This window comes from Micromonospora sp. KLBMP9576 (assembly GCF_050941805.1).
Taxonomy (GTDB): Bacteria; Actinomycetota; Actinomycetes; order Mycobacteriales; family Micromonosporaceae; genus Micromonospora.
In genome coordinates this window covers 791,712-815,990 of sequence record NZ_CP194567.1, presented here as the reverse complement: position 1 = coordinate 815,990, position 24,279 = coordinate 791,712, and the positions used below count along the sequence as shown (strand labels likewise).

Genomic DNA, 24,279 nt, shown 5'->3' with positions numbered 1-24,279 from the left:
GGGCGACATTCACCTAATCCGGCGTCGTCGCGTCCAGCGCCGCGCGGACCAGGGCCAGCGCCGTCGCCAGCGGCACGCCCAACCGGGCGGCCTCGGCGGCGTAGTCGGCCGCCGCCCGCTGCAACCTGTCGGCCGCGTCGTCGCGCCCGGGGGCGACGAAGGTGCCGTGCCGGCCCCGGGTCTCCAGCAGACCGGCCGCCTCCAACTCCCGGTAGGCCCGGGCCACCGTGTTGACCGCCAGCCCCAGGTCGGCCGCGAACCGTCGGACGGTGGGCAGCCGGGTGCCGACCGCCAGCCGCCCCGTCCCGATCTGCTCCGCGAGCTGCCCGCGCACCTGCTCGTACGGCGGCACCGCCGAGCCCTGGTCGATCGAGAGCCGCACGCCCGCTGCCTGACTCATCCGGCCCCGCCCGGGGTGCCGGGATCCGTGTCCGCGTCCAGGTCCGCCGGGGCCGGGGACTCCGCCAGGTCCACCACCCGGCCGCGCGGGCTGGTCGCGGCCAGCGCCGCACCGAAGAGCACCAACTGGTTGAGCAGGTAGAGGTAGAGCAGCAGCCCCACCGCGCCCGCCACCACCGTGTACGCCGGGTTCCGCTCGGTGCGCACCACGTAGTAGCGCCCCACGGTGTTCAGCAGCGTGATGCCGACCGCCACCAGCAGCACCACCGGGCGCAGCCGGGACCGGCTCATCCGCAGCCTCGGCACCGCCACCAGCAGCAGGGTCGCCAGCACCGCGTTGACCACGACGCTGAGCACGGCGCTGACCGTGGTCAGGCCGACCGAACCGGTGCTGCGCAGCAGGAAGCGCAGCAGCGACTCCAGGGCGTCCACCGCCGCCACCGAGACGCCGAGCAGCACGAAGATGACCACCAGCACACCGAGGTCGACCAGGCGGCGGACGACCAGGTTGCCGGGCTGCTGGTTGAGCCCGTGGACGAGCCGCTGGGACGACCGGATCGCCTCCACCCAGCCGATCCCGGTGAAGACCAGGATGATCAGGCCGACCACCCCGACCGTGCCGCTGCTCTCGGCGATCTGCACCGGATCGATGAACGGCAGGTTCTCCCGGAGGAACCCGGCCGCGGCGGCGCTGACCTCGTCGTTGCCCTCCAGGATCGCCCCGAAGATCGAGTATCCGACCAGTGCCAGCGCGAAGACCGCGAAGAACCCGTAGTAGGCGATGGCGGCGGCCAGCCGCCCGGCCAGCACGTCGTTGTAGCGCACGCCGGCCCGCCACAGGTGGTCGGCGGCGCCCCAACGGCGGCGCGCGGCGCTGATCCCACGGTCGATGCCCGCCTCGATGCGCCCCAGCACGTTCACGCCGTCATCCTCGCCGATCTTCGGCCCCCGTGGGGCGGTCGGGCGGCAGCCCACCCCGGGCGGGCCTCGGCCACCGGGCCGCCACCAGACGGCCGTGGCGCGACCGGGTGATCGCTCAGCCGCCGAGCTGGAAGTCCCGGCGCGGCTGCCACCGGGTCTGCCCGCTGTGCGAGAAGAGGGTGAACGCCTCGACCTCGAACATGGCGGAGAAGTCGGCCAGGTCCTCGTACGCCCGGTCCAGCGCCTCCGGCGCGACCTCCTGCGCCACCGTGACGTGCGGGTGGTAGGGGAAGCGGGTCTCCCGGTGCAGCTCGGGGGCGGCCCTGATCGCGGCGGCGAGCAGCTCGCACTCGCTGATCCCGGCCGCCACCGCCACGAAGACGACCTGGGTCACCGGCCGGAACGTGCCGGTGCCCCGCAGGTGCAGGGTGAACGGCAGGTGGGCGGCGGCGACCTCGCCGAGATGCCGCTCCACCGAGGGCAGCGTCGCCATCGGGATCTCGGTCGGCCCGAGCAGGGTCACGTGCGCGGGCACGACCCGCGGGTCGCCGGCCTCGACGCGGCGCCGGGTGAGCATGCCGCCCCACGGCTCCGGGATGTCGACCGCGATGCCGATCTCGATGGTCTCACCGGCGTCCGGCGCCCCGTCCCTGCGATCCACGCTGTGCGCCATCCCTCCGGCCGCCAACCCGTCCACCCTCACCCGCCGCGCCGGGGCGCTACTCGCCGCGCACCGGCGGGAAGAAGCCCACCCGCTCGTACACGCTGCGCAGCGTCGCGCCGGCGAGCACCCGGGCCTTCTCCGCACCGGTGGCGAGCAGCTTGTCGAGCTGCGCCGGGTCGTCGAGGTAGGTCCGGGTGCGCTCCTGGATCGGGCCGACGAACTCCCGCACCACCTCCGCGAGGTCCTTCTTGAGGTCGCCGTAGCCCTTGCCGGCGTACGCAGCGACCAGGTCGTCGATGCCCCGCCCGCTCAGGGCCGAGTAGATCGTCAGCAGGTTGGAGATGCCGGGCTTGGCCTGGGCGTCGAAGACGATCTCCCGCCCGGTGTCGGTGACCGCGGAGCGGATCTTCTTGGCCGAGCGGGCCGGGTCGTCCAGCAGGTTGACGATGCCGGCCGGCGACGAGGACGACTTCGACATCTTCGCCGTCGGGTCCTGCAGGTCCGTGATCTTCGCGGTGTCCTTGACGATGTGCGCGGCGGGCACCGTGAGGGTCTGCCCGAACAGCGAGTTGAACCGCTGGGCCAGGTCGCGCGACAGCTCCAGGTGCTGGCGCTGGTCCTCGCCCACCGGCACGGCGTTCGCCTGGTAGAGCAGGATGTCGGCGGCCTGCAGGACCGGGTAGGTGAACAGGCCGACACTGGCCCGGTCGCCACCCTGCTTCTGCGACTTGTCCTTGAACTGCGTCATCCGGCTCGCCTCGCCGAACCCGGTGATGCAGCCCAACACCCAGGCGAGCTGCGCGTGCTCGGGCACCTGCGACTGCACGAAGAGCGTGCTGCGCTCCTGGTCGAGGCCCACGGCGAAGAGCTGCGCCGCGGCCATCCGGGACCGCTGGGCCAGCGTCTTCGGGTCGTGCCCCGCCGTGATCGCGTGCAGGTCGACCACGCAGTAGTAGGCCTCGTGGGTGTCCTGCAACGCCACCCAGTGCCGCACGGCGCCCAGGTAGTTGCCGAGGTGGAACGAGTCGGCCGTCGGCTGGATGCCGGAGAAGACGCGGGGGCGGGCGGGAACGTCGGACATGCCGGCAATTCTGTCAGCAAGACCGGGCGCGCGTCATGACGGGCCGGCGGGTCGGCTCCGCCCCACCGGTGTCGGGGCGGCTGCCTCGCGTCGCGGTTCCGGCACGCGCCCGGCGGAGACCGTGAGCCGGGCCACCCGGCGCCCCTCGAGCGTGAGCACCCGCAGCAGCCAGCCGCCGGGCGGGTCGCCGGGTTCCGCGCCGCCGTCGCCGGCCGGGCCGGCGGTCACCGGCACCTCGTCGCCGGCGACCGGGAGGCGGCCCAGCGCCGCCATCACGAAACCGCCGACCGTCTCGTACGGGCCCGGCGGCAGGTGCACTCCGGTGTACTCGGCGAAGTCGGCGAGGTTGAGCCGGCCGTCCACCACGGCGGGCAGGCCCGCGTGCACCGGGTCGGGGGCGGTGTCGTACTCGTCGTGGATCTCCCCGATCAGCTCCTCGATCAGGTCCTCCAGGGTGACGATGCCGGCGGTGCCGCCGTACTCGTCGACGACCACGGCGAGGTGGTGGCGTTCCCGGCGCATCTCGCTGAGCGCGGCGAGCACCCGTTTGCTGCCAGGGAGCCGCTTCACCTCACGGGTCAGTTCGCCGACCGTGGTGCAGGGGTCGAGGTCGGGGCGGAGCAGCACGTCGCGCAGGTGCACGAAGCCGACCACGTCGTCGTGGGTGCCGTCGATCACCGGGTAACGGGTGTGCGTCTCGGCCCGGACCATCCGCGCCGCCTCGGCGAGGGGGAGCCGGGTGGAGAGGAAGACGACCTCGGTGCGCGGCATCATCACCTCGCGGACCAGGCTCGCGCCCGCCACCAGCACCTCGTCGATGATCCGCCGCTCGACCGGGTCGAGCCGGGTGTTGGCGGCGACCAGGTCACGCAGCTCCGCCTCGCTGATTTGTTCGCGGCCGGCGGCCGGGCTGGCGCCGAGCAGGGCCGTCACCGCCCGGGTGGCGCCGTCGGCGGCGCGGACCACCAGCCGGGCGACGGCCCGGGGCAACGGCCCCGGCTCGTGGCGTGGCCGGCTCGGGGCGCGTCGCCGCGGCCCGGGACCACCCGCTTCCCGCATGACAGTGATGGTAGACAGCACCGGGCCGGCCGGCTGCCTTTGTTCCACTCCGTGCGAAGTTGTGGCGGCACGCGCGACGCAAGGTGGCCGACGGTCGGCGGCCACCGGACGACCGGCCGTAGGGTGATCACGAGACGGGCCGCGACCGGGCGGCCCGGCGGGAGGAGACCGACGTGAAACTGCTAGTCACCGGCGGCGCCGGCTTCATCGGCAGCGTGGTGACCCGGATGCTGCTCGACGCCGGCCACGAGGTCGTGGTGCTCGACGACCTGCGCACCGGCCACCGGGAGGCGCTCGCCCCCGACGCGGCGTACGTCGACGCGCCCCTCCACGACGTCGCGCGGGTGCTCACCCCGGGCGCGGGCTTCGACGGGGTGCTGCACTTCGCCGCGCTGATCGCCGCCGGCGAGTCGATGATCAGGCCCGAGCTCTACTGGCACAACAACACGATCGGCTCGATCGCCCTGATCGACGCGGTCCGGGCCGCCGGGGTGCCCCGCCTGGTCTTCTCCTCCACCGCCGCGGTCTACGGCAACCCCACCGAGCTGCCGATCCCGGAGACCGCGGCGAAGGCCCCCACCAACACGTACGGCGCCAGCAAGCTCGCCGTCGACATGGTCCTCACCTCGGAGGCGGTCGCGCACGGTCTGGCCGCCGTCTCGCTGCGCTACTTCAACGTGGCCGGCGCGTACCTCGACGGCGACGTCGCGCTCGGCGAGCGGCACGACCCCGAGACCCACCTGATCCCGATCGCGCTGGAGGTCGCCGCCGGCCGGCGGGAGAAGCTCCAGCTCTTCGGCGACGACTACCCGACCGTCGACGGCACCTGCGTACGCGACTACATCCACGTCGCCGACCTGGCCCGCGCCCACCTGCTGGCGCTCGACGCCGCGACCGCCGGCCAGCACCGGATCTACAACCTGGGCAACGGCAACGGCTTCAGCAACCGGCAGGTGGTCGACGTGGTCCGCGAGGTCACCGGGCACCGGGTGCCGGTCGAGGTGGCGCCGCGGCGCGAGGGCGATCCCGCCGAGCTGGTCGCGTCGTCGGCGCTGGCCCGCGACGAGTTGGGCTGGGTGCCGCGGAAGCCGACCCTGCCCGACATCGTCGCCGACGCCTGGGCCTTCTACCGCACCCACGTCGCGGGGCCGCGGTGACCGAGGACGTCGCGGCCCGCGCCACCGCCGGCTTCCGCCAGGCGTACGGGCAGCCGCCCGCCGGCCGCTGGGCGGCTCCCGGCCGGGCGAACCTGATCGGCGAGCACACCGACTACAACGACGGTTTCGTGCTTCCCTTCGCCCTGCCGCTGCGCACGGTGGTGGCAGCCGCCCCGCAGCCCGGCGACGCCTGGACGGTCTGCTCCGAGCTCACCGGCGAGACGGTCGCCTTCGGCGCCGACGAGGTGGCCGCCCCCGGCGGGGTCACCGGCTGGGGCGCGTACGTGGCCGGGGTCGTCTGGGCGCTGCGCGAGGCCGGGCACGCGGTGCCCGGCGCGCGGCTGGCGATCGCCTCCGACGTGCCGCTGGGTGCGGGCCTGTCCTCGTCGGCCGCGCTGGAGGCCGCCGTGCTGGCCGCCCTGGTCGACCTGGGCGGGCTGGACCTGCCCGCCGAGCGGTGGCCCCGGCTGGCCCAGCGCGCGGAGAACGACTACGTGGGCGCGCCGACCGGGATCATGGACCAGTCGGCGGTGATCCGCTGCCGCGCCGGGCACGCGCTCTTCCTGGACTGCCGCGACGAGTCCGTCGAGCAGGTGCCGTTCGACCTGGCCGCCGCCGGCCTCGCCGTGCTGGTCGTCGACAGCCGGGCCCCGCACCGGCACGCCGACGGCGAGTACGCGGCCCGGCGCGCGGCCTGCGAACGGGCGGCCCGGCTGCTCGGCGTCGCGGCGCTGCGGGACATCCCGGTCGACGGGCTGGCCGACGCCCTGGCCCGGCTCGACGACGACGAGACCCGCCGCCGGGTGCGGCACGTCGTCACGGAGAACCAGCGGGTGCTCGACACCGTCGCGCTGCTGCGCGCCGGGCGGACGCCCGAGATCGGCCCGGTGCTGACCGCCTCGCACGTCTCCATGCGCGACGACTTCGAGATCACCGTCCCGGAGGTCGACACGGCCGTCGAGGCGGCCCTGGCCGCCGGGGCGCTCGGCGCCCGGATGACCGGCGGCGGCTTCGGCGGCTGCGTCCTCGCCCTGGTCGAGGCCCGGCGGGCCGACGCGGTCGCCGCCGCCGTCACGGCCGCGTACGCCGAGCGGGGTTTCGTCGCGCCCGGCCACGTCACCGTCCTGCCCGGCCCCGGGGCCACCCGGCTCGATTGACCCGGTGCACCGCCGGGCCGGCCGAACACAGAAGATCGTGGCAGAAAACGCCCCTCGAAGGGCACTTTCGCGCCGCCAGCCGGACGCAGAGGCCGCGACCACCCGACCGCCGGTGCGCGTTACTGCGCCTCGACGATCATCCCCGCGCCGACCGTCCGGTTGGTGGCCTCGTCGATGATCACAAAGCCCCCGGTGGTGCGGTTGCGGCGGTACTCGTCGGCGAGCAGCGGCACCGTGGTCCGCAGCCGCACCCGGCCGATCTCGTTGAGCCCCAGCTCGCCCGCCGCCTCGTCGCGGTGCAGCGAGTTGATGTCCAGCCGGTAGTGCAGCCCGCGCACGATGGCCCGGGCGGAACGGGTGGTGTGCTTGATGGCGTACCGGCCGCCGACCCGCAGCGGTCGGGTCTCGTCCATCCAGCACACCATCGCCTCGATGTCCTGGGACACCGCCGGGGAGTTGTTCGGGCGGCAGATCATGTCGCCCCGCGAGATGTCGATCTCGTCTTCGAGTCGTACGGTCACCGACATCGGCGGGAACGCCTCGGTGACCGGCCCGTCGGCGGTCTCCACGGCGGTGATCCGGCTGGTGAACCCGGACGGCAGCACCATCACCTCGTCGCCCGGCTTGAGCACGCCGGAGGCGACCTGACCGGCGTAGCCCCGGTAGTCGGTGACCGTGGTCGACTGCGGGCGGATCACGTACTGCACCGGGAACCGGACGTCGACCAGGTTGCGGTCGCTGGCGATGTGCACCCGCTCCAGGTGGTGCAGCAGCGACGGGCCCTCGTACCAGGGCATGCTCTCCGAGCGGCTGACGATGTTGTCGCCGCGCAGCGCGGAGACCGGCACCACCGTCAGGTCGGGCACGTCGAGCTTCGCCGCGAACGCGGTGAACTCGTCGGCGATCCGCTCGAAGACCTCCTGCGAGTAGTCCACCAGATCCATCTTGTTGACGCAGAGGACCAGGTGCGGCACCCGCAGCAGCGAGCAGAGGAACGCGTGCCGGCGGGACTGCTCGACCAGGCCCTTACGGGCGTCCACCAGGATCAGCGCCAGGTCGGCCGTCGACGCCCCGGTGACCATGTTGCGGGTGTACTGCAGGTGGCCGGGGGTGTCGGCGATGATGAACTTGCGCCGGGGCGTGGCGAAGTAGCGGTAAGCCACGTCGATGGTGATGCCCTGCTCGCGCTCGGCGCGCAGGCCGTCGGTGAGCAGCGCCAGGTTCGTGTACTCGTCGCCCCGCGCGGCACTGACCGCCTCGACGGCGGCGAGCTGGTCGGTGAAGAGCGACTTCGTGTCGTAGAGCAGCCGGCCGATCAGGGTCGACTTGCCGTCGTCGACGCTGCCGGCCGTGGCGAAGCGCAGCAGGTCCATCGGCCGGGCCTCGGCGTCGGCCCGGCCCGGCGTCGTGTTCGTGGTGGTGGTGCTCATCAGAAGTAGCCCTCCCGCTTGCGGTCCTCCATCGCGCCTCGCTGACCCGGTCATCGCCGCGGGTCGCGCCGCGCTCGGTGATCCGGGTCGCGGCGACCTCCTCGATGACCTTCTCGACCGTGTCGGCGTCGGAACGGACCGCCGCCGTGCAGGACGCGTCGCCCACCGTCCGGTAGCGCACCCGCGCCTTGACGCGTTCCTCGCCGGCGCGGGGCCGGAAGAACTCGTTGACCGCGTAGAGCATGCCGTCGCGCTCGACGACCTCGCGCTCGTGCGCGTAGTAGATCGACGGCAGCGCGATGCGTTCGCGGGCGATGTAGTGCCACACGTCCAGCTCGGTCCAGTTGGACAGCGGGAAGACCCGGATCGACTCGCCCGGGTGGTGGCGACCGTTGTAGAGCGCCCACAGCTCCGGACGCTGGTTCTTCGGGTCCCACTGGCCGAACTCGTCGCGGAAGCTGAACATCCGCTCCTTGGCGCGGGCCTTCTCCTCGTCGCGGCGGGCGCCGCCGAAGAGCGCGTCGAACCGGTGCTTCTCCACCGCGTCCAGCAGCACCGGCGTCTGGATCCGGTTGCGTGTCCCGTCGCCCGGCTCGCGTACCAACCCGCTGGCCAGCGCCTCCGGCACGCTCGCCACGACCAGTTGCAGCCCCAGCTCGGCGACCCGCTGGTCCCGGTATTCCAGGACCTCCGGGAAGTTGTGCCCGGTGTCCACGTGCATGACCGGGAACGGGACGTTGGCCGGGGCGAACGCCTTCTGGGCCAGCCGGAGCATCACGATCGAGTCCTTGCCGCCGGAGAAGAGCAGCACCGGCCGCTCCATCTCCGCGACCACCTCGCGCATCACGAAGATGCTCTCGGCCTCCAGCGCGTCGAGGTGCGACACCCGGTAGGCGGCGGGGGCGGTCATGACACGGGCTCGCATCGCTCGAATCCGCTCATCGCAATTCCAGACCTTTCCGGTCGGACATACCAAGAAGTGCCGCTCAGGCTACCCGGAATGACGCCGCAACGCTGCCAGCAACCGACTGGCGAGATCCTTGCGGCAGACCAGCAGATCGGGTAGGCGCGGATCCGCCTCGTTGTAGCTCAGCGGGGAACCGTCGATCCGGGAGGCGTGCAGCCCGGTGGCCGTCGCCACCGCCACCGGCGCCGCCGAGTCCCACTCGTACTGGCCGCCCGCGTGGATGTAGGCGTCCACCTCACCGGTGACCACCGCGGCGATCTTCGCACCGGCCGAGCCCATCGGCACCAGGTGCGCGCCGACGTCCTCGGCCAGGTCGGTCAGGAACACCGGCGGTCGGCTCCGGCTCGCCGCCAGGCGGATCGCCCGCTCCCCCGGCCCCGGCCGCCTCCACCGGCGGACGGGCCGGCGGCGAGTCGGTGCCCAGCAGCCGGTTCTGCGCCGGCAGCCCGACCGCGCCCGCGACCAGGCCGTGCGGCGTCGACGCGGTACGCGCCCAGAGCGCCACGTGCACCGCCCAGTCCGAACGACCCTCCTCGGCGAACTCCCGGGTGCCGTCCAGCGGGTCGATGATCCACACCCGCTCGGCGGTCAGCCGGGACACCGCCCCGGCGTTCACCTCCGCCGTCCAGGCCAGCCGCGAACCCTCGTCCTCCTCGGAGAGGACCGCGTCACCCGGGCGCCACCTCGCCAGCTCGGTGCGGAGCACGTCATGGGAGACCTTGTCGCCCGCCGACCGCAACGCCCCCGCGTCGTCGAAACCCATCTCGGCGCGCAGGCCGACCAGCGCCACACCGGCCCGCGCCGCCAGCCACCGGGCAAAAGCGCCGTCGTCCGTCGGAGGACTGCCCATAACTTCCGCTCCCGTCGCCTCGCTACGCGCCCGGCACGCCGCCGACGATCCGCGTGAACCGTCGGGTGCGCCCGGGAGCCGAAGAGTATCGGCCGTCGGCGCACGGCCCGCCGCTCACACCCCGTGATAGAGGTTCTGCGTCGGCTCCACGCCCCTGGTGATCACCGACTCCACCACATCCGCGGCCCGATCCACCAGGAACTCCAGCTCCTTGCGCTCGGCCGCGCCGAAATCCGACAGTACGTAGTCCGCCGGGTCCTGCCGCCCCGGCGGCCGGCCGATGCCGAACCGCACCCGGACGTACTCCTTCGTGCCGAGCGACTTCGACATCGACCGCAGGCCGTTGTGCCCGCCCTCGCCGCCGCCGCACTTCACCCGCACCTGGCCGTACTCGATGTCCAGCTCGTCGTGCACCGCGATCACCTGGCCGGGCGGCACCTTGTGGAACTGGGCCAGGCCGGCCACCGGACCGCCGGAGAGGTTCATGTACGTCAGCGGCTTGACCAGCACCAGCTTCGGTCCACCGAAGCCGAGCCGCCCCTCGGCAACCTCCGCCACCGCCCGCTTGTGCCGGCCGAAGCGCGCGCCGAGCCGGCCCGCCAGCAGGTCGGCCACCAGGAAGCCCACGTTGTGCCGGTTACCCGCGTACTCCCGGCCCGGGTTGCCCAGGCCGACCACCAGCCACGGCCCCGTCTCGTCCGTCACGCCCCGCCCCTCCCGCTGCTCGCCGGCACCCACCGGCCCCGGCACCGATACGCCGACAGGCGCCCCCGACCGCGCGGGGACGCCTGTCGCAACGATGCGAACCGATCAGGCCTGGGTCTTCGCCTCGGCGGTCTCGTCGCCCTCGGCGGCCGGCGCCTCGGCGGTCTCGTCGCCGACCTCGGCCTCGGCCTCGGCGGCGGTCTCCTCGACCTCGGGGAGGGTGGCCTCGAGCTGCTCGGCGGTCGGCGCGGCGGTCACCGAGGCGACCGTCTGGTCCGCGTCCGCGGCCAGCTCGACGCCGGCCGGCAACTGCACGTCGCTGGCGGTGACCTGGCTGCCGGCCTCCATGCCCTCGATCGAGGCCTCCAGGTGGTCCGGCACCTTGGTGGCGTCGGCGGTCACCGTCAGCGTGTCGTGGTCGTGCACGATCAGGGTGTCGCGCGCGGCGTCGCCGGTGAGCTGGACCGGGACCTCCACGGTGACCTTCTCGCCCCGGCGGACCAGCAGCAGGTCCACGTGCTCGAAGGAGTCCCTGATCGGGTCGCGCTGGATCGCCTTCGGCAGCGCCAGCACCTGGGTGCCGTCGCTCACGTCGATCGTGAAGAGCTGGTTGGCGCCGCCCTTACGGATCGCGGCCGCGAACTCGCGGGCCGGCAGCGCGATGTGCTTGGGCTTCTCGCCGTGGCCGTACAGCACGGCGGGCACCATGCCGGCCCGGCGGGTACGACGGGCACCACCCTTGCCGAACTCGGTACGGGGCTCGGCGCTGATCTTTACCTCGGACACGGGAAAACTCCTGATGCTTTCGCTGCGGCGGCTTTGTCGTCTAACGGTGCTGGGCGAGGGGCTCGCTGGGGCTCATGCGTCGAGAACGACTGCCCGGAGCACCGCGTCGATGACGGTGCCTCCGTGCGGCGCTTCTCAGCGGCCCGCCGGGCACCCTCGCCGTGGCAACCGCACCAGTCTACCCGAGCTGATTCCGTGGTTTCCGGCAGTACCCATATCACCGTTCCCACGCACCCGCAGGCGGTTTCGGAGCGGCTGAGCAGGGCCGCCGCCGGGTGGCGCCGCCGCCCCCGACGGCCGACGCCGGGTCCTGGCGGGGACGGACCCCGACCCGGACCCGGCGTCGGTCGGTCAGCTCAGGCCACCGAAGAGGGTGGTCACCGACCCGTCGTCGAAGACCTCGCGGATCGCCCGCGCCAGCAGCGGCGCGATCGACAGCACGGTGATCTTGTCGAGCTGCTTCTCCGGCGGCAGGGGCAGCGTGTTGGTCACCACGACCTCGCTGATCGGGGCGTTCTTCAACCGCTCGGTGGCGGGGTCGGAGAGCAGCGCGTGGGTCGAGGCGACGATCACGTCGGCCGCGCCGGCCTCGCGGAGGATGTCCGCCGCCCCGCAGATCGTGCCGCCCGTGTCGATCATGTCGTCGACGATCAGGCAGACCCGCCCCTCCACCTCGCCGACCACCCGGTTCGCCACCACCTGGTTCGGCTTCAGCGGGTCGCGGGTCTTGTGGATGAAGGCCAGCGGGCAGCCGCCCAGCCGGTCGGTCCACCGCTCGGCCACCCGCACCCGGCCCGAGTCCGGCGCGACCACTGTCATCGGGCGGCCGGCGTACTTGTGCTCGACGTACTCGGCGAGGATGTCCATCGCGAACAGGTGGTCCACGGGACCGTCGAAGAAGCCCTGGATCTGCGCGGTGTGCAGGTCGACCGTGAGGATCCGGTTGGCACCGGCGGTCTTGAGCAGGTCCGCCACCAGCCGGGCCGAGATCGGCTCCCGGCCCCGGTGCTTCTTGTCCTGCCGGGCGTACGGGTAGAACGGCAGGACCACGGTGATCCGCTTGGCCGAACCGCGCTTCAGCGCGTCGATCATGATGAGGGTCTCCATGACCCACGTGTTGACCCCGTGCGTGACGGACTGCACCACGAAGGCGTCCGAACCACGCACCGAGTCCTTGAACCGTACGAAGATCTCACCGTTGGCGAACTCGTACGCGTCGGCCGGCGTCGGCGCGACGCCGAGCACCTCACCGATCTCCTTGGCCAACTCCGGAAAACCACGTCCGGAGAAAAGCATCAGGCTCTTGCGGTTTTCGGCGACGATGCTGCCCATGGGCCCGTCTGCTCCCGTTGGTCGGTGATGCCCGGCGGCGGTGGTGGGCCGGGGACTATTCGGTTGCAGTATCCCCCGTGCCGGAGGCCGACCGGACTGGCTCGGCGTCCCCGTGGATTGCCTCACCTTCGGTTGCCGCGGGCCCCGGCTCCGACGCACCCTTCACCGCCGCGACCGCCCGCGCCGCGGCCTCGGCGGATGCCGTGCCGGCCCGCCTGCGGGCCACCCAGCCGTCCACGTTGCGCTGCGGCGCACGGGTCACCCCGAGCGCACCCGGCGGCACGTCCTGGGTGATCGCGCTGCCCGCCGCCACGTACGCCCCGGCACCCACCTCGACGGGCGCGATGAGGCTGCTGTCGCAGCCGACGAACGCGGCCTCGCCGACCGTGGTGCGGTGCTTGCTTGTTGACCCCGTCGTAGTTCACGAAGATCGTCGCCGCGCCGATGTTCGCCTTCGCGCCGATCGTCGCGTCACCCACGTACGTCAGGTGCGGCACCTTCGCGCCCGCACCCACCTCCGAGTTCTTCACCTCGACGAACGTGCCGACCTTGGCCCGCTCGGCCAGCCGGGCGGCCGGGCGCAGGTACGCGTACGGCCCGACGCTGGCGCCCGGGCCGACCTCCGCGCCCACGGCGTGGCTGCGCAGCACCGTGGCGCCCGGTCCGACGACGGTGTCGATCAGCGTCACGTCCGGCCCGATCACCGCGCCGGTGCCGACCACCGTCCCGCCGCGCAGCTGGGTGTTCTGGTCGATCACGGCGTCCCGGTCCAGCGCGACCGTCACGTCGATCCAGGTCGTGTCGGGGTCGAGCAGGCTGACCCCGGTGCGCATCCACGCCTCGTTGACCCGGTCGCGCAGCAGCCGGCGCAGCGCGGCCAGCTCGACGCGGTCGTTGCAGCCCAGCGTCTCCACGTGGTCCGCCGCGACGTGCACCGCCACCGGCTCACCGGCCGAACCCAGCAGTGCGAAGACGTCGGTCAGGTACTCCTCGCCCTGGTCGTTGTCGGTGGACAGCTTGCCGAGCGCGGCGCGCAGCCGGGCGACGTCGAACGCGTAGATGCCGGCGTTGATCTCCCGGATCGCCCGCTGTGCGGCGGTAGCGTCGCGCTCCTCGACGATCTGCTCCAGTCGCCCGTCGGCGTCGCGCACGATCCGGCCCAGGCCCGTCGGGTCGGGCACCTCGGCGGCGAGCACGGTCGCCGCCGCGCCCGCGCCCTCGTGCGCCCGCACCAGCGCGCCCACCGTCTCCGGGCGCAGCAGCGGGACGTCGCCGTTGATGACGATCACGGTGCCGGTGGCGTCCGGCACGGCGTCCAGGGCGATCCGCACGGCGTGCCCGGTGCCGAGCTGCTCGGCCTGGAGCACGGGGGTGGCCTCGGGGGCGATCTCCGCGAGGTGCGCGCGGACCTGGTCGGCGCCGTGCCCCACCACGACCACCGTGCGGTCCGCGGCCAGCGGCGCGGCGGCGGTGAGGACGTGGCCGACGAGGGTGCGGCCGAGCAGCGGGTGCAGCACCTTGGGCAGCGCCGACTTCATCCGCTTGCCCTCACCGGCGGCGAGCACGACAACGGTGCGGAGGTGGGGCTGGGACACGACAAGGGCTCCCGTCGGTACAGCGGACAGTCTCGCGGCCATGCTAACCAGACGACGAGCCGCCGTTCGGCATGGCCACACGAATGCGCTGTGAGCTGGGGTGCCTGGATTCGAACCAGGAGCTCAAGGCACCAAAGGCCCGTGGGTTGCCGTTACCCCACACCCCATCAACTGTCAAGCGTCGCGCGCCTTCGGCTGGCGTCGCCGACCGCCTGGAACAGCTCGGCGATCATACCTTCGATCCGCCGGCGGAGCAGGCGCTGCCCGGCACAGTGATCACCAGGCAGCCACGGTAGCCGCCCCACCGGTACGTCGCACCGTGACCGCACGGTGTTTCCTGCGATTGGCGCACTGTCCCCTGCGCGTCCCGGAAACCTAAGTTACGGTGACGTAGGCGTAACTTCGTGATCTTTCCGAGCGCTGCGAGGTGCCATGCCCGCCACGTCCCTCGATCCGTCGGCCGGCCCCAGACCACTCACCCAGGGCACCCAGTCACGGGGCATCCTCATCGCCCTCTGGGCGTTCGTGGTGATTCCCCTCCTGGCCCTCGTCGCCGCCGTGCCCGTCGCCTGGGGCGGCTGGTTGAGCTGGACCGACGTGACCGTCGCGGGGTTCTGGTACGTGCTCTCCGGGCTGGGCATCACGGTGGGCTACCACCGGTACTTCACGCACGGCTCGTTCAAGGCGAAGCGGTGGCTGCGGGTCGCGCTGGCGGTGTCCGGCTCGCTGGCGGTGCAGGGCGAGATCATCCAGTGGGTGGCCGATCACCGCCGCCACCACGCCTTCTCCGACCTGGAGGGTGACCCGCACTCCCCGTGGCGCTTCGGGGAGAGCGTCCGGGGCCTGACGAAGGGCCTGTTCCACGCGCACGTCGGCTGGCTCTTTCGCCGGGAGCTGTCCAACCGGCAGCGGTTCGCCCCGGACCTGCTCGCCGACCGGGACATGAGCCGGGTGGACCGGCTGTTCCCGCTGCTGGTGGTGGTCTCGTTGGTCGGTCCCGCGCTGCTGGGCGGCATGCTCACCTCGTCGTGGCGGGGGGCGCTCTCCGCGCTCTTCTGGGCCGGCCTCGTACGCATCGCGCTCCTGCACCACGTGACCTGGTCCATCAACTCGGTCTGCCACGTCTACGGGGAGCGGCCGTTCGCGATGCGCCAGGGCGACCGGGCGTCGAACTTCTGGCCGCTGGCGATCCTGTCGTTCGGCGAGAGCTGGCACAACCTGCACCACGCCGACCCGACCAGCGCCCGGCACGGCGTGCTGCGTGGGCAGGTGGACATCTCGGCCCGGGTGATCTGGCTGTTCGAGAAGGCCGGCGCGGCCTGGGACGTGCGGTGGCCGAAGCCGGAACGCATCGCCGCGAAGCTCGTCGAGCCGGCCGTCGAGCGGTAACGCGGGCGGTGCCCGCCGCCCTCGCCTGGCAGGATGGCCGGGTGACCGAGCGAAGCGGGTGCGGCGCCGGGCGGTCCGGCGGCACGGGGGCGAAGGCCGACGCGGATACGGTGGCCGGGGGCGGCGGCGCCACCCGACCGACGACGGGCGAGGGTTCGACGTGACCCCGGCCCGGCGGCGGCCCCATCGGACGACCGGGCGTCACCGAGCGCCGGCGGAGTGACGAGAACATGGCGAATGTCCCTGGCACCGACGGCACGGGCGGCCGGCGGCGGGCGGTTCCCGCCGCGGCCCCCAAGCCCTCCGCACGGGTACGCATGTCGGCCGCGCAACGTCGGGAGCAGTTGATCTCGACCGCCCGGCAGATCTTCGCCGAGCGCGGCTTCGACGCCACCTCCATCGAGGAGGTGGCGGCCCCGCGCGAAGGTCTCCAAGCCGGTGGTCTACGAGCACTTCGGCGGCAAGGAGGGGCTCTACGCGGTGGTGGTGGACCGGGAGGTCCGCGCCCTGCTGGAGCGGATCACCACGGCCCTGACCGCCGGCCATCCGCGCGAGCTGCTGGAGCAGGCGGCGCTGGCCCTGCTGACCTACATCGAGGAGGAGACCAGCGGCTTCCGGGTGCTGGTACGGGAGTCGCCGGTGTTGTCGGCGGCGGGCAACTTCAGCAGTGTGATGAACGACGTGGCGCACCAGGTGGAGCACATCCTGGGCGCCGAGTTCTCCAGCCGGGGCTACGACCCGAAGCTGGCCGAGCTCTACTCGCAGGCGTTGGTCGGGATGGTCGCCCTGACCGGTCGCTGGTGGCTGGAGGTGCGCAAGCCACGCAAGGAGACGGTGGCGGCCCACCTGGTCAACCTGGCCTGGAGCGGGCTGTCGCACCTGGAGGCGAAGCCGGGCCTGATCACGGTGCGGGGGCGCTGAACCCGGCGGGGGTCACCGGCTGTGCGCCTCCGAGACCGGGTGGTGGCGGCGCCGGCGCTCCTCCTCGGCGTGCTCGTCGCTGCCGACCTTGTCGTACAGGCCGGTGCCGAGCAGCAGGAGGCCGAAGAGCATCGACACGATGACCGTGGACATCGAGAAGTTGAGGAAGTTGGCCTCGGTCTGCAGCACGGCCATCATGAGGACGCTGGTGACCAGGAAGACGATCCCGGCGGTCAGGTTCATGTAGTGCCCGAGGTTGCCGCGCCGCGAGGCCCCGAAGACGAGCACGATGCCGAAGACCACGGAGGCCAGCGAGAAGGCCAGGTTGGTGCGGAGCCCGAGGGCCCAGTTGTCGCCCCGGTCGAAGAGCGGGTCGCCCCACGTCAGGACCACGCCCCAGAGCCCGAAGAGCAGGATGTAGAGCCCCACCACCCCGGCCAGGACCCGGTAGACGGGCCGCGCCGGATGGTTCACGGGAAAGTGCGGCATGACCCCCCTCCACCCCGAGTAGGACATTCACCCCGATTGTCCTACGACAGGACCGGCCTGTCCGCCGAACCGTCCGAAGGCACACCGACAACGGGCGGAACGAAGAAGGTCCCGCCCCACCGGGCCGCAACGGCCGGGTCGGAGCGGGACCACGTCGGTTGTCGCCGGAGCCCGGCCGCGCGCAGGGTTCGAACCCGACCGCCCGGAGCAGGTCGGCCCCGGCGACAACCCACCCGAGACCTCAGAGCACGAGCCGGGCCTTCTGCCAGGCCTCCTGCTCCTCGTTCGTGCCGACCTTGCCGTACATGCCGACCATCAGCAGGACCAGGCCGGCCACCATCAGCGCGATGACGGTAAAGATGCTGAAGTTGAAGATGTTGGCCTCGGTCTGGATGAAGGCGAGGCCGGCCAGGCTGATCGCCATCAGGGCGTACGCCAGCCACTGGTTGATCATCACGTCGATGTTGCGGCCGATCGCGGTGCCGGCCAGCACCACGATCCCCAGCAGGACGCTGACCACCGAGAAACCGAGGTTGGTGCCCTGGCCGAGGACCTGGGTGTCATCCTGGGCGAAGACCTCGTTGCCGGCGCTCGCGATGATGCCGATCGCGCCGAAGGCCACGAGGTACAGACCGGTCAGCCCGCCGATCGCCCGGTAGACCGGCCGCGCGGGGTGGTTGACGGGGGTGTGGGCCATGTCTGAGTCTCCAACGCCGTTCGGGTGAGGGTCGCAGATGATTGTCCCGCACGCCGACGTGTGACGCCGCACACGGGGGCCACCCGCGCGGCGCCGCGCGCACCACGGCTCAGCTCGCGGGGACCTCGTCCGCCAGCGCCAGCCAGGACTCCTCGGTCCGTTCCCGCTCCGCCCGCAACTCCTTGAGCTGCGCGTCGAGTTCGGCGACCTTGGCGTAGTCAGTGGCGTGCGTGGCGAGCCGGTCGAGCAGCGCCGCCTCCTTCTGTTCCAGCTTCGTGACCTGCCGTTCCAGCCGGGCCAGTTCCTTGCGGCCTGCCGCGCCTCGGCCGCGGACATGCCGGTCGCGGTGGAGGTGTCGGAGCCGGTCCGTGGGGAGGACGCCGCCGGCACGACCGGAGCGTCCTGCCCGGCGGCCCGGGCGAGGTACTCGTCGACGCCGCCGGGCAGGTGCACCAGCCGCCCGTCACCGAACATCCCGTACGCGACCTCGGTGACCCGCTCGATGAGATACCGGTCGTGGCTGGCCACGATGATGGTGCCGGGCCAGGAGTCGAGCAGGTCCTCCAGCGCGGCGAGGGTGTCGGTGTCCAGGTCGTTGGTGGGCTCGTCGAACAGGAGCACGTTCGGCTCCCCGGCGAGCAGCCGGAGCATCTGCAACCGGCGGCGCTCGCCACCGGAGAGGTCGCTGACCGGTGTCCAGAGCCGCCGGTCGTCGAAGCCGAAGACCTCGGCGAGTTGCGCCGCGGAGACCTCCCGGTCGCCGAGCTGCACCCGCCGGGCCACCTCCTCCACCGCTTCGAGCACCCGCAGGTGCCCCGGCAGCTCGGCCAGCTCCTGCGAGAGGAACGCCGGACGGACGGTCGAGCCGGTGGCGAAGCGCCCGCCGTCGGGGCGGGTGAGGCCGGCCAGCATCCGCAGCAGGGTGGTCTTGCCCGCCCCGTTGCGGCCGAGGATGGCAATCCGGTCGCCGGGGCCGACCTGCCAGGTGGTGTCGCGCAGGATCTCCTTCGGGCCGGCGTGCAGGGTGACCTGCGCCAGGTCGTACACCTGCTTGCCGAGCCGGGCGGTGGCGAGCCGTTGCAGCGACATGGTGTCGCGCGCCGGCGGCACGTCGGCGATCAGCGCGTTCGCGGCGTCGATGCGGAACTGCGGCTTGGAGGTCCGGGCGGGCGGGCCACGCCGCAACCAGGCGATCTCCTTGCGGAGCAGGTTCTGCCGGCGGGCCTCGGTGGCCGCGGCGACCCGGTCCCGCTCGACCCGGGCCAGCGTCCAGGCGGCGAAGCCGCCCTCGTACGCCCGGACGGTCTGGTCGGCGACCTCCCAGGTGTTGGTGCAGACGGCGTCGAGGAACCACCGGTCGTGGGTGACCACGACGAGCGCGCCCCTGCGGCCGACGAGGTGCTTCGCCAGCCAGTCGACGCCGCCGACGTCGAGGTGGTTGGTGGGCTCGTCGAGGATCAGCAGGTCGGACTCGCGGACCAGCAGCGCGGCCAGCGCCACCCGCCGCCGCTCGCCACCGGACATCGGGCCGACCGGCTGGTCGAGACCGAGGTGGGGCATGCCGAGGCCGTCGAGGATGGCCCTGACCCCGGCGTCGCCGGCCCACTCGTGCTCGGCGCCCATGCTCTCGCCGAGCCAGGCGGTGCCGAGCACCACGTCCCGGACGGTGGCCTCGGGGGCGAGCTGGAGGTTCTGCGGCAGCCAGGCGACCCGCAGGTCACGGCGGTGGGTCACCCGCCCGTCGTCCGGTTCCTCGATCCGGGTGAGCAGCCGCAGCAGGGTGGACTTGCCGGCGCCGTTGAGGCCCACCACGCCGATGCGGTCGGCGTCGTCCAGGCCGAGCGAGACGTCGGTGAGCAGCGGCCCGGCGGCCCCGTAGCCCTTGGACACCCGGTCCAGGTTGACGATGTTGGCCACGACCCCACCCTCCAGAATCAAGGCGTCCCGGTGCCGGCCGGCACCTGGAACGCCTGAGCCTCCCAGCGTACGCGGACCGCCCCGCACGGCCCTCCCGGGCGACCACCCCGCGCGTCCCGGAGGCCTGGGCGCACATCCCCACCAGGGGCCCCGCCCCGTCGACCGCCGGTCAGGTGACGCGGGCGCCGGGCATCGGGCCGCGGGCGGTGCGTGCCTCGCGGCACACGTCGGCGGACGCCAGTTCCGTGGCGATCCGCTCGGCGTCGGCGGCGTCCGAGGCGAGGAAGACGCAGGTCGGCCCCGAACCGGAGACGATGCCGGCCAGAGCGCCGGCCGCCTCCCCCGCCTTCAGCGTCTCCGCCAGCGACGGGCGCATGGCCAGGGCGGCGGCCTGCAGGTCGTTGCCGAGAGCCGCGGCGAGCACCCGCGGGTCCCGCTGGCGCAGCGCGGCGAAGAGCGCGTCGGTGCTGCCCAGCGGCTCACCGGCGGCGCCAGCCTCGCGCAGCCGGTCCAGTTCCCGGTAGGCGGCCGGGGTGGAGAGGCCGCCGTCGGCGACGGCGACCACCCAGTGCCAGGTGGTGGGGCGGGCCAGCACGGGGCTGACCGTCTCGCCCCGGCCGGTGCCCAGCGCGGTGCCCCCGTGGATCAGGAACGGCACGTCGGAGCCGAGGTCGGCGGCGAGGCCGGCCAACTCGTCGCGAGACAGCCCGGTCCCCCAGAGCGCGTCGCAGGCGACCAGCGCCGCAGCCGCGTCGGCGCTGCCCCCGGCGAGCCCGCCGGCCAGCGGAATCTGCTTGCGCAGGTGCAGCCGGGCGTGGGGTGGCACCCCGGCGTGGCCGGCGAGGGCGCGGGCCGCCCGGATGGCCAGGTTGGTGTCGTCCAGGGCCAGCTCACCGGTGCCCTCGCCCTCCATGGTGAGGGTGAGCGTGTCGCCCCGGCGGGCGGTCAGCTCGTCGTGGATGGAGATCGCGTGGTAGACGGTGTTCAGCTCGTGGTAGCCGTCGCGGCGCAGCGGTCCCACCCCGAGGTGCAGGTTGACCTTGGCGGGCACCCGGACCCGCACCGGCCCGCTGGCTCCGCGCCGCCGCTGCTCGTCCTCGTCGTCCGGTCCCCAGGCCTCCGTCACGGGCGTCAGCCTACTGGGCGGCGGGTGGGGTGGCCGGGGCCGACGCGGCGATGGCGGCGAACTGCGCGACGGTCAGCGCCTCGCCGCGCGCGCCGGGGTCGACGCCCGCCGCGACGAGCACGGCGGCGGCCCGGTCCGCGCCGCCGGCCCAGCCGGCCAGCGCGGCGCGCAGGGTCTTGCGGCGCTGCGCGAAGGCCGCGTCCACCACGGCGAAGACCCGCTGTCGGGGTACGTCGACGCGGGGCGGCTCGCGGCGGGTGAAGGCGACCAGCCCCGAGTCGACGTTCGGCACCGGCCAGAAGACGTTCGGCGGCACCTTCCCCGCGGCGCGGGCCGAGGCGTACCAGGCGAGCTTCACCGAGGGCACCCCGTACACCTTGGAGCCGGGGCCGGCGACGAGCCGGTCCGCGACCTCCTTCTGCACCATCACCAGCCCGTGTCGCAGGCTGGGCAGCTCGGCGAGCAGGTGCAGCACCACCGGCACCGCCACGTTGTAGGGCAGGTTCGCCACCAGCGCGGTCGGCGCCGGATCGGCCAGGTCACCGGCGCGTACGCGCAGCGCGTCGGCGTGGTGCACGGTCAGCCGGGCGGCGACGGGCCCGACGTGCCGGGCGGCGGTGGCCGGCAGCGCGCCGGCCAGCGTCGGGTCCAGTTCCACGGCGTGCACGTGCGCGGCGACCGGCAGCAGGGCCAGGGTGAGCGAGCCGAGACCGGGCCCGACCTCCAGCGCCACGTCGTCCGGGGTCAGCGCGGCGGCGGTGACGATGCGCCGGACGGTGTTGGGGTCGTGCACGAAGTTCTGGCCGAGCCTCTTGGTGGGGGTGACGCCCAACCGGGCGGCCAGTTCCCGGATCTCCGCCGGGCCGAGGAGACCAGTCACGCCCCGTACCCTATGCCGCCGCCCGTTGCGGGGCGGCGGGGACCCTTCCTGCTCACCACGGGCCGAAGGCGCGCTCGCCGTTGGCGGAGATGGCGGCGCAGAGCCCGTCGACGTCCGTCCCCGTCGTCGCGGCCAGCGACCGTACGGTCAGCGGGATCAGGTACGAGGCGTTCGGCCGGCCCCGGTGCGGCATCGGGGTCAGGTAGGGCGCGTCCGTCTCCACGAGGAGTTGCTCGACGGGGGTCAGCGCGGCGGCCTCCCGGAGCCCGGCGGCGCTGCCGAAGGTGACAGTGCCGGCGAAGCTGAGCAGGTAGCCCCGGCGGGCGCACTCGCGGGCGAAGTCGGCGTCGCCGGAGAAGCAGTGCAGCACCACGGTCTCCGGCGCGCCCTCGTCGTCGAGGATCCGCAGCACGTCGGCATGCGCGTCCCGGTCGTGGACGACCAGCGCCTTGCCGTACCGCTTGGCGATGGCGATGTGTGCCCGGAAGCTCTCCTCCTGTACGGCACGTCCCTCCTCGCCGGTGCGGAAGAAGTCCATCCCGGTCTCGCCGATCCCGCGTACCCGGTCCCGGGCGGCGAGCGTCTCGATCTCCCGCAGCGCCTCGTCCAGGTCGCCCAGGCGGGGAGCCTCGTTCGGGTGCAACGCCACGGTGGCCAGGACGGCGGTATGGGTGTCGGCGACGTCGGCGCCCCAACGGGAGGAGGCGACGTCCACCCCGACCTGCACCAACCGGTCCACGCCCACCGAGGCGGCGACGGCCACGGCCACGGCGACCGGGTCGTCGCCCGGCCCGCCGGCCGGAGCACCGTCCGCTCGTGGGGGCACGCCGGCCTCGCTCACGGTGATGTCGAGGTGCGTGTGGCTGTCCAGCACGGGACGGGGCAGCGGCTCGGGCACGGGCGGGAACTCGCCGGCCCGGCGGGCGGCGCGCTGCTTGCGGGTTTCGGTGGGCTCGCTCATCGCGGCCAGCATCACACACCGACGATGGCCCGTGCTCCGGGACCGCCACCGCCATGCCGCCGTGGTGCGGGTGCGGGTCATGAGGCGCGAATAGGCGGGCGGCGGGGGTGGTGGCTCGCGGCGGCCGGCGGTGACGGTGGTGGTGGTGGTGGTGGCGGTGGTGGTGGCGGTGGTGGCGGAAGGCGAGCCTCGGCGGCTGTCGGCGCTTTCGGAACCACCGCCGCCGTCAGCCGGGAACGCACCTACTGCGGCGAACGCCCTTTGGAGCTGATGTCATAAACGACTCACGTCCAACCTCCAGACCGAACGGCCCCCACCGAGCCACCCCTACCGGCCTACCCGCCGGGCCAGACCATCAGGCCGGGCCAGACCATCAGGCGGCAGGCCGGCCACCACGCCGTCCAAGCCGGCCGGGCCGCCGGGCCACCACGCCGCCCGGCCCAGGCCGCCAAGCCGCAACACCGCCGGGCACCCGGACCCCCAGGCCGCCGGACCCCCAGGCCGCCGGACCCCCAGGCCGCCGGACCCCCAGGCCGCCGGACCCCCGGCCACGAGTCCGCCACGTCACCGGGCAAACGGGCAAACCGGCCCGCCGGGCCACCGGGGGCCACCGGTCAGGTCACCGTCGCCGGGCCACCCGCACCTGCCACCCGCCCGATACCGGACTAAGGGGCATGCCGCCTACCGACGAGGGCCGAGGGCGGCGTGAATCGTTTACGACATCAGCTCCATAGGACGCCAGCGACCTGTCCGTGCTGCCGGGTTGGTGCCCACGTCCGTCGGGGTGTGTGGCCAGTGGCACCGCGAACGGGGAGATGAGGGCTGGCGGCGCGGGTGGGCGGGGCATGACCGCGTGCGGGCCGGGAAGGCGGGTACGTCCGACCGTCGACGTGACTGGGGAGACGCCCATGCCTTTCATCACCGTGGGGACGGAGAACTCCGCCCCCGTCGACCTGTACTACGAGGATCACGGCCGAGGTCAGCCGATCGTGCTGATCCATGGTTTCCCGTTCAACGGGGCGACCTGGGAGAAGATAAGCGGGCCGCTGCTGGCGGCGGGCTACCGGGTGATCACGTACGACCGGCGGGGCTTCGGCAACTCGGCGCAGCCCAGCTTCGGCTACGACTACAACACGTTCACCGGGGACCTCGACCTGCTGATGACCGAGTTGGATCTGCACGACGCGATCCTCGTCGGCCACTCGATGGGCACCGGCGAGGTGACCCGCTACCTGGGCGCGTACGGCTCGCAGCGGGTCGACCGGGCCGTGTTGCTGGCCCCGCTCGCGCCGTTCCTGCTGAAGACTCCCGACAATCCGGAGGGGGTCGACAAGAGCCTCTTCGACGGTTTCCAGCAGGCGATCCTCGACGACCGGTTCGCCTACCTCACCACCTTCTGCGAGGCCTTCTTCAACTACCAGGAGAACAAGGGCAGGCTGGTCAGCGAGGAGGCGTTCCGGGCGCACTGGGAGATCGGCGCCCGAGCCTCGGCGAAGGGCACCCACGACAGCGTGGACGCCTGGCAGACCGACTTCCGGGCCGACCTGCCCCGGATCGACGTGCCGGTGCTGATCGTGCAGGGCGACGCCGACGCGGTGTTGCCGTACCCGAAGACCGGTCAGCGACTCGCGGCCATGCTGCCCGGCAGCCGGCTGGTCACCCTGGAGGGCGCACCGCACGGCATCCCGTGGACGAACGCGACCGAGGTGAACCGCAGCATCATGGACTTCATCGGCGCACCGGCGGCGGCCCTGGCCTGACCTGCCACCGTGGCCCACGGCGACGGCGGGCGCGAC

18 protein-coding genes, 1 tRNA gene and 5 pseudogenes are annotated in these 24,279 nt (G+C 73.2%); 5 read left to right on the top strand and 19 right to left on the bottom strand.

Annotated features, from left to right (window positions below):
- Positions 1–13 precede the first annotated feature (13 nt).
- From ACQ452_RS03890 to ACQ452_RS03870, 5 genes are all read right to left on the bottom strand, one after another.
- The gene (locus ACQ452_RS03890; protein ID WP_433389776.1) at positions 14–400 is read right to left on the bottom strand and encodes a GntR family transcriptional regulator; all 387 of its coding nucleotides are present in this window, start codon (positions 398–400) and stop codon (positions 14–16) included.
- The gene (locus ACQ452_RS03885) at positions 397–1,320 is read right to left on the bottom strand and encodes a YihY/virulence factor BrkB family protein (RefSeq protein ID WP_433389773.1); all 924 of its coding nucleotides are present in this window, start codon (positions 1,318–1,320) and stop codon (positions 397–399) included. Before ACQ452_RS03885 ends, ACQ452_RS03890 begins: the two co-directional genes overlap by 4 nt.
- 115 nt (positions 1,321–1,435) lie before the next feature.
- Positions 1,436–1,993 (bottom strand): 2'-5' RNA ligase family protein, encoded by a 558-nt coding sequence (locus tag ACQ452_RS03880; protein ID WP_433389770.1) that lies wholly within the window; start codon positions 1,991–1,993, stop codon positions 1,436–1,438.
- 46 nt (positions 1,994–2,039) lie between these two features.
- Positions 2,040–3,065, bottom strand: a complete 1,026-nt coding sequence (trpS, locus tag ACQ452_RS03875) for a tryptophan--tRNA ligase (protein WP_433389768.1) — start codon at positions 3,063–3,065, stop codon at positions 2,040–2,042.
- A gap of 33 nt (positions 3,066–3,098) precedes the next feature.
- Positions 3,099–4,124: a hemolysin family protein gene (locus ACQ452_RS03870; protein WP_433389765.1), complete on the bottom strand. Its 1,026-nt coding sequence runs from the start codon at positions 4,122–4,124 to the stop codon at positions 3,099–3,101.
- A gap of 173 nt (positions 4,125–4,297) precedes the next feature.
- Here ACQ452_RS03870 and galE point away from each other — a divergent pair, with 173 nt between their 5' ends.
- Positions 4,298–5,281 (top strand): UDP-glucose 4-epimerase GalE, encoded by a 984-nt coding sequence (gene galE / locus ACQ452_RS03865; RefSeq protein WP_433389763.1) that lies wholly within the window; start codon positions 4,298–4,300, stop codon positions 5,279–5,281.
- A complete protein-coding gene (galK, locus tag ACQ452_RS03860) occupies positions 5,278–6,438 on the top strand; it encodes a galactokinase (protein ID WP_433389761.1) in 1,161 nt (386 codons plus the stop codon). The genes galE and galK overlap by 4 nt, the downstream gene beginning before the upstream one ends.
- A gap of 119 nt (positions 6,439–6,557) precedes the next feature.
- Here galK and ACQ452_RS03855 read toward each other — a convergent pair whose 3' ends face one another.
- The 8 genes and pseudogenes from ACQ452_RS03855 to ACQ452_RS03820 form a co-directional block, all read right to left on the bottom strand.
- Entirely contained in the window at positions 6,558–7,868 is a 1,311-nt protein-coding gene (locus tag ACQ452_RS03855) for a sulfate adenylyltransferase subunit 1 (protein WP_433389758.1), read from the bottom strand.
- A pseudogene (gene cysD / locus ACQ452_RS03850) lies at positions 7,868–8,778 on the bottom strand (sulfate adenylyltransferase subunit CysD). The gene ACQ452_RS03855 and the pseudogene cysD overlap by 1 nt, the downstream one beginning before the upstream one ends.
- A gap of 81 nt (positions 8,779–8,859) precedes the next feature.
- Positions 8,860–9,685, bottom strand: a pseudogene (locus ACQ452_RS03845) (inositol monophosphatase family protein).
- 114 nt (positions 9,686–9,799) lie between these two features.
- Complete coding sequence (pth, locus tag ACQ452_RS03840; RefSeq protein WP_433389756.1) at positions 9,800–10,390, bottom strand: aminoacyl-tRNA hydrolase; 591 nt, start codon at positions 10,388–10,390, stop codon at positions 9,800–9,802.
- Between the two features lie 105 nt (positions 10,391–10,495).
- Positions 10,496–11,176: a 50S ribosomal protein L25/general stress protein Ctc gene (locus ACQ452_RS03835; protein WP_433389753.1), complete on the bottom strand. Its 681-nt coding sequence runs from the start codon at positions 11,174–11,176 to the stop codon at positions 10,496–10,498.
- A 351-nt stretch (positions 11,177–11,527) separates the two neighbouring features.
- Positions 11,528–12,508, bottom strand: a complete 981-nt coding sequence (locus ACQ452_RS03830; RefSeq protein ID WP_433389751.1) for a ribose-phosphate diphosphokinase — start codon at positions 12,506–12,508, stop codon at positions 11,528–11,530.
- A 55-nt stretch (positions 12,509–12,563) separates the two neighbouring features.
- Positions 12,564–14,145, bottom strand: a pseudogene (gene glmU, locus ACQ452_RS03825) (bifunctional UDP-N-acetylglucosamine diphosphorylase/glucosamine-1-phosphate N-acetyltransferase GlmU).
- A 53-nt stretch (positions 14,146–14,198) separates the two neighbouring features.
- A tRNA-Gln gene (locus ACQ452_RS03820) sits at positions 14,199–14,270 on the bottom strand.
- 265 nt (positions 14,271–14,535) lie between these two features.
- Here ACQ452_RS03820 and ACQ452_RS03815 point away from each other — a divergent pair.
- Together ACQ452_RS03815 and ACQ452_RS03810 are read left to right on the top strand one after the other, a co-directional pair.
- On the top strand, positions 14,536–15,492 hold the full coding sequence (locus ACQ452_RS03815) for an acyl-CoA desaturase (RefSeq protein ID WP_433389749.1): 957 nt from the start codon (positions 14,536–14,538) through the stop codon (positions 15,490–15,492).
- A gap of 230 nt (positions 15,493–15,722) precedes the next feature.
- Positions 15,723–16,413, top strand: a pseudogene (locus ACQ452_RS03810) (TetR family transcriptional regulator).
- 12 nt (positions 16,414–16,425) lie between these two features.
- Here ACQ452_RS03810 and ACQ452_RS03805 read toward each other — a convergent pair.
- From ACQ452_RS03805 to ACQ452_RS03780, 6 genes and pseudogenes are all read right to left on the bottom strand, one after another.
- On the bottom strand, positions 16,426–16,902 hold the full coding sequence (locus ACQ452_RS03805; protein WP_433389747.1) for a DUF4383 domain-containing protein: 477 nt from the start codon (positions 16,900–16,902) through the stop codon (positions 16,426–16,428).
- A 241-nt stretch (positions 16,903–17,143) separates the two neighbouring features.
- Positions 17,144–17,599, bottom strand: coding sequence for a DUF4383 domain-containing protein (locus tag ACQ452_RS03800; protein ID WP_433389744.1), 456 nt, complete (start codon positions 17,597–17,599; stop codon positions 17,144–17,146).
- A 109-nt stretch (positions 17,600–17,708) separates the two neighbouring features.
- A pseudogene (locus ACQ452_RS03795) lies at positions 17,709–19,516 on the bottom strand (ABC-F family ATP-binding cassette domain-containing protein).
- Positions 19,517–19,685: 169 nt separating this feature from the next.
- Positions 19,686–20,642, bottom strand: coding sequence for a 4-(cytidine 5'-diphospho)-2-C-methyl-D-erythritol kinase (locus ACQ452_RS03790; RefSeq protein ID WP_433389741.1), 957 nt, complete (start codon positions 20,640–20,642; stop codon positions 19,686–19,688).
- Between the two features lie 10 nt (positions 20,643–20,652).
- A complete protein-coding gene (gene rsmA, locus ACQ452_RS03785) occupies positions 20,653–21,522 on the bottom strand; it encodes a 16S rRNA (adenine(1518)-N(6)/adenine(1519)-N(6))-dimethyltransferase RsmA (RefSeq protein WP_433389738.1) in 870 nt (289 codons plus the stop codon).
- Positions 21,523–21,574: 52 nt separating this feature from the next.
- A complete protein-coding gene (locus tag ACQ452_RS03780; RefSeq protein WP_433393968.1) occupies positions 21,575–22,495 on the bottom strand; it encodes a TatD family hydrolase in 921 nt (306 codons plus the stop codon).
- An 896-nt stretch (positions 22,496–23,391) separates the two neighbouring features.
- On the opposite strand from ACQ452_RS03780, the gene ACQ452_RS03775 reads away from it, so the two are divergent.
- Positions 23,392–24,243 (top strand): alpha/beta fold hydrolase, encoded by an 852-nt coding sequence (locus ACQ452_RS03775; RefSeq protein WP_433389736.1) that lies wholly within the window; start codon positions 23,392–23,394, stop codon positions 24,241–24,243.
- Positions 24,244–24,279: the final 36 nt, after the last annotated feature.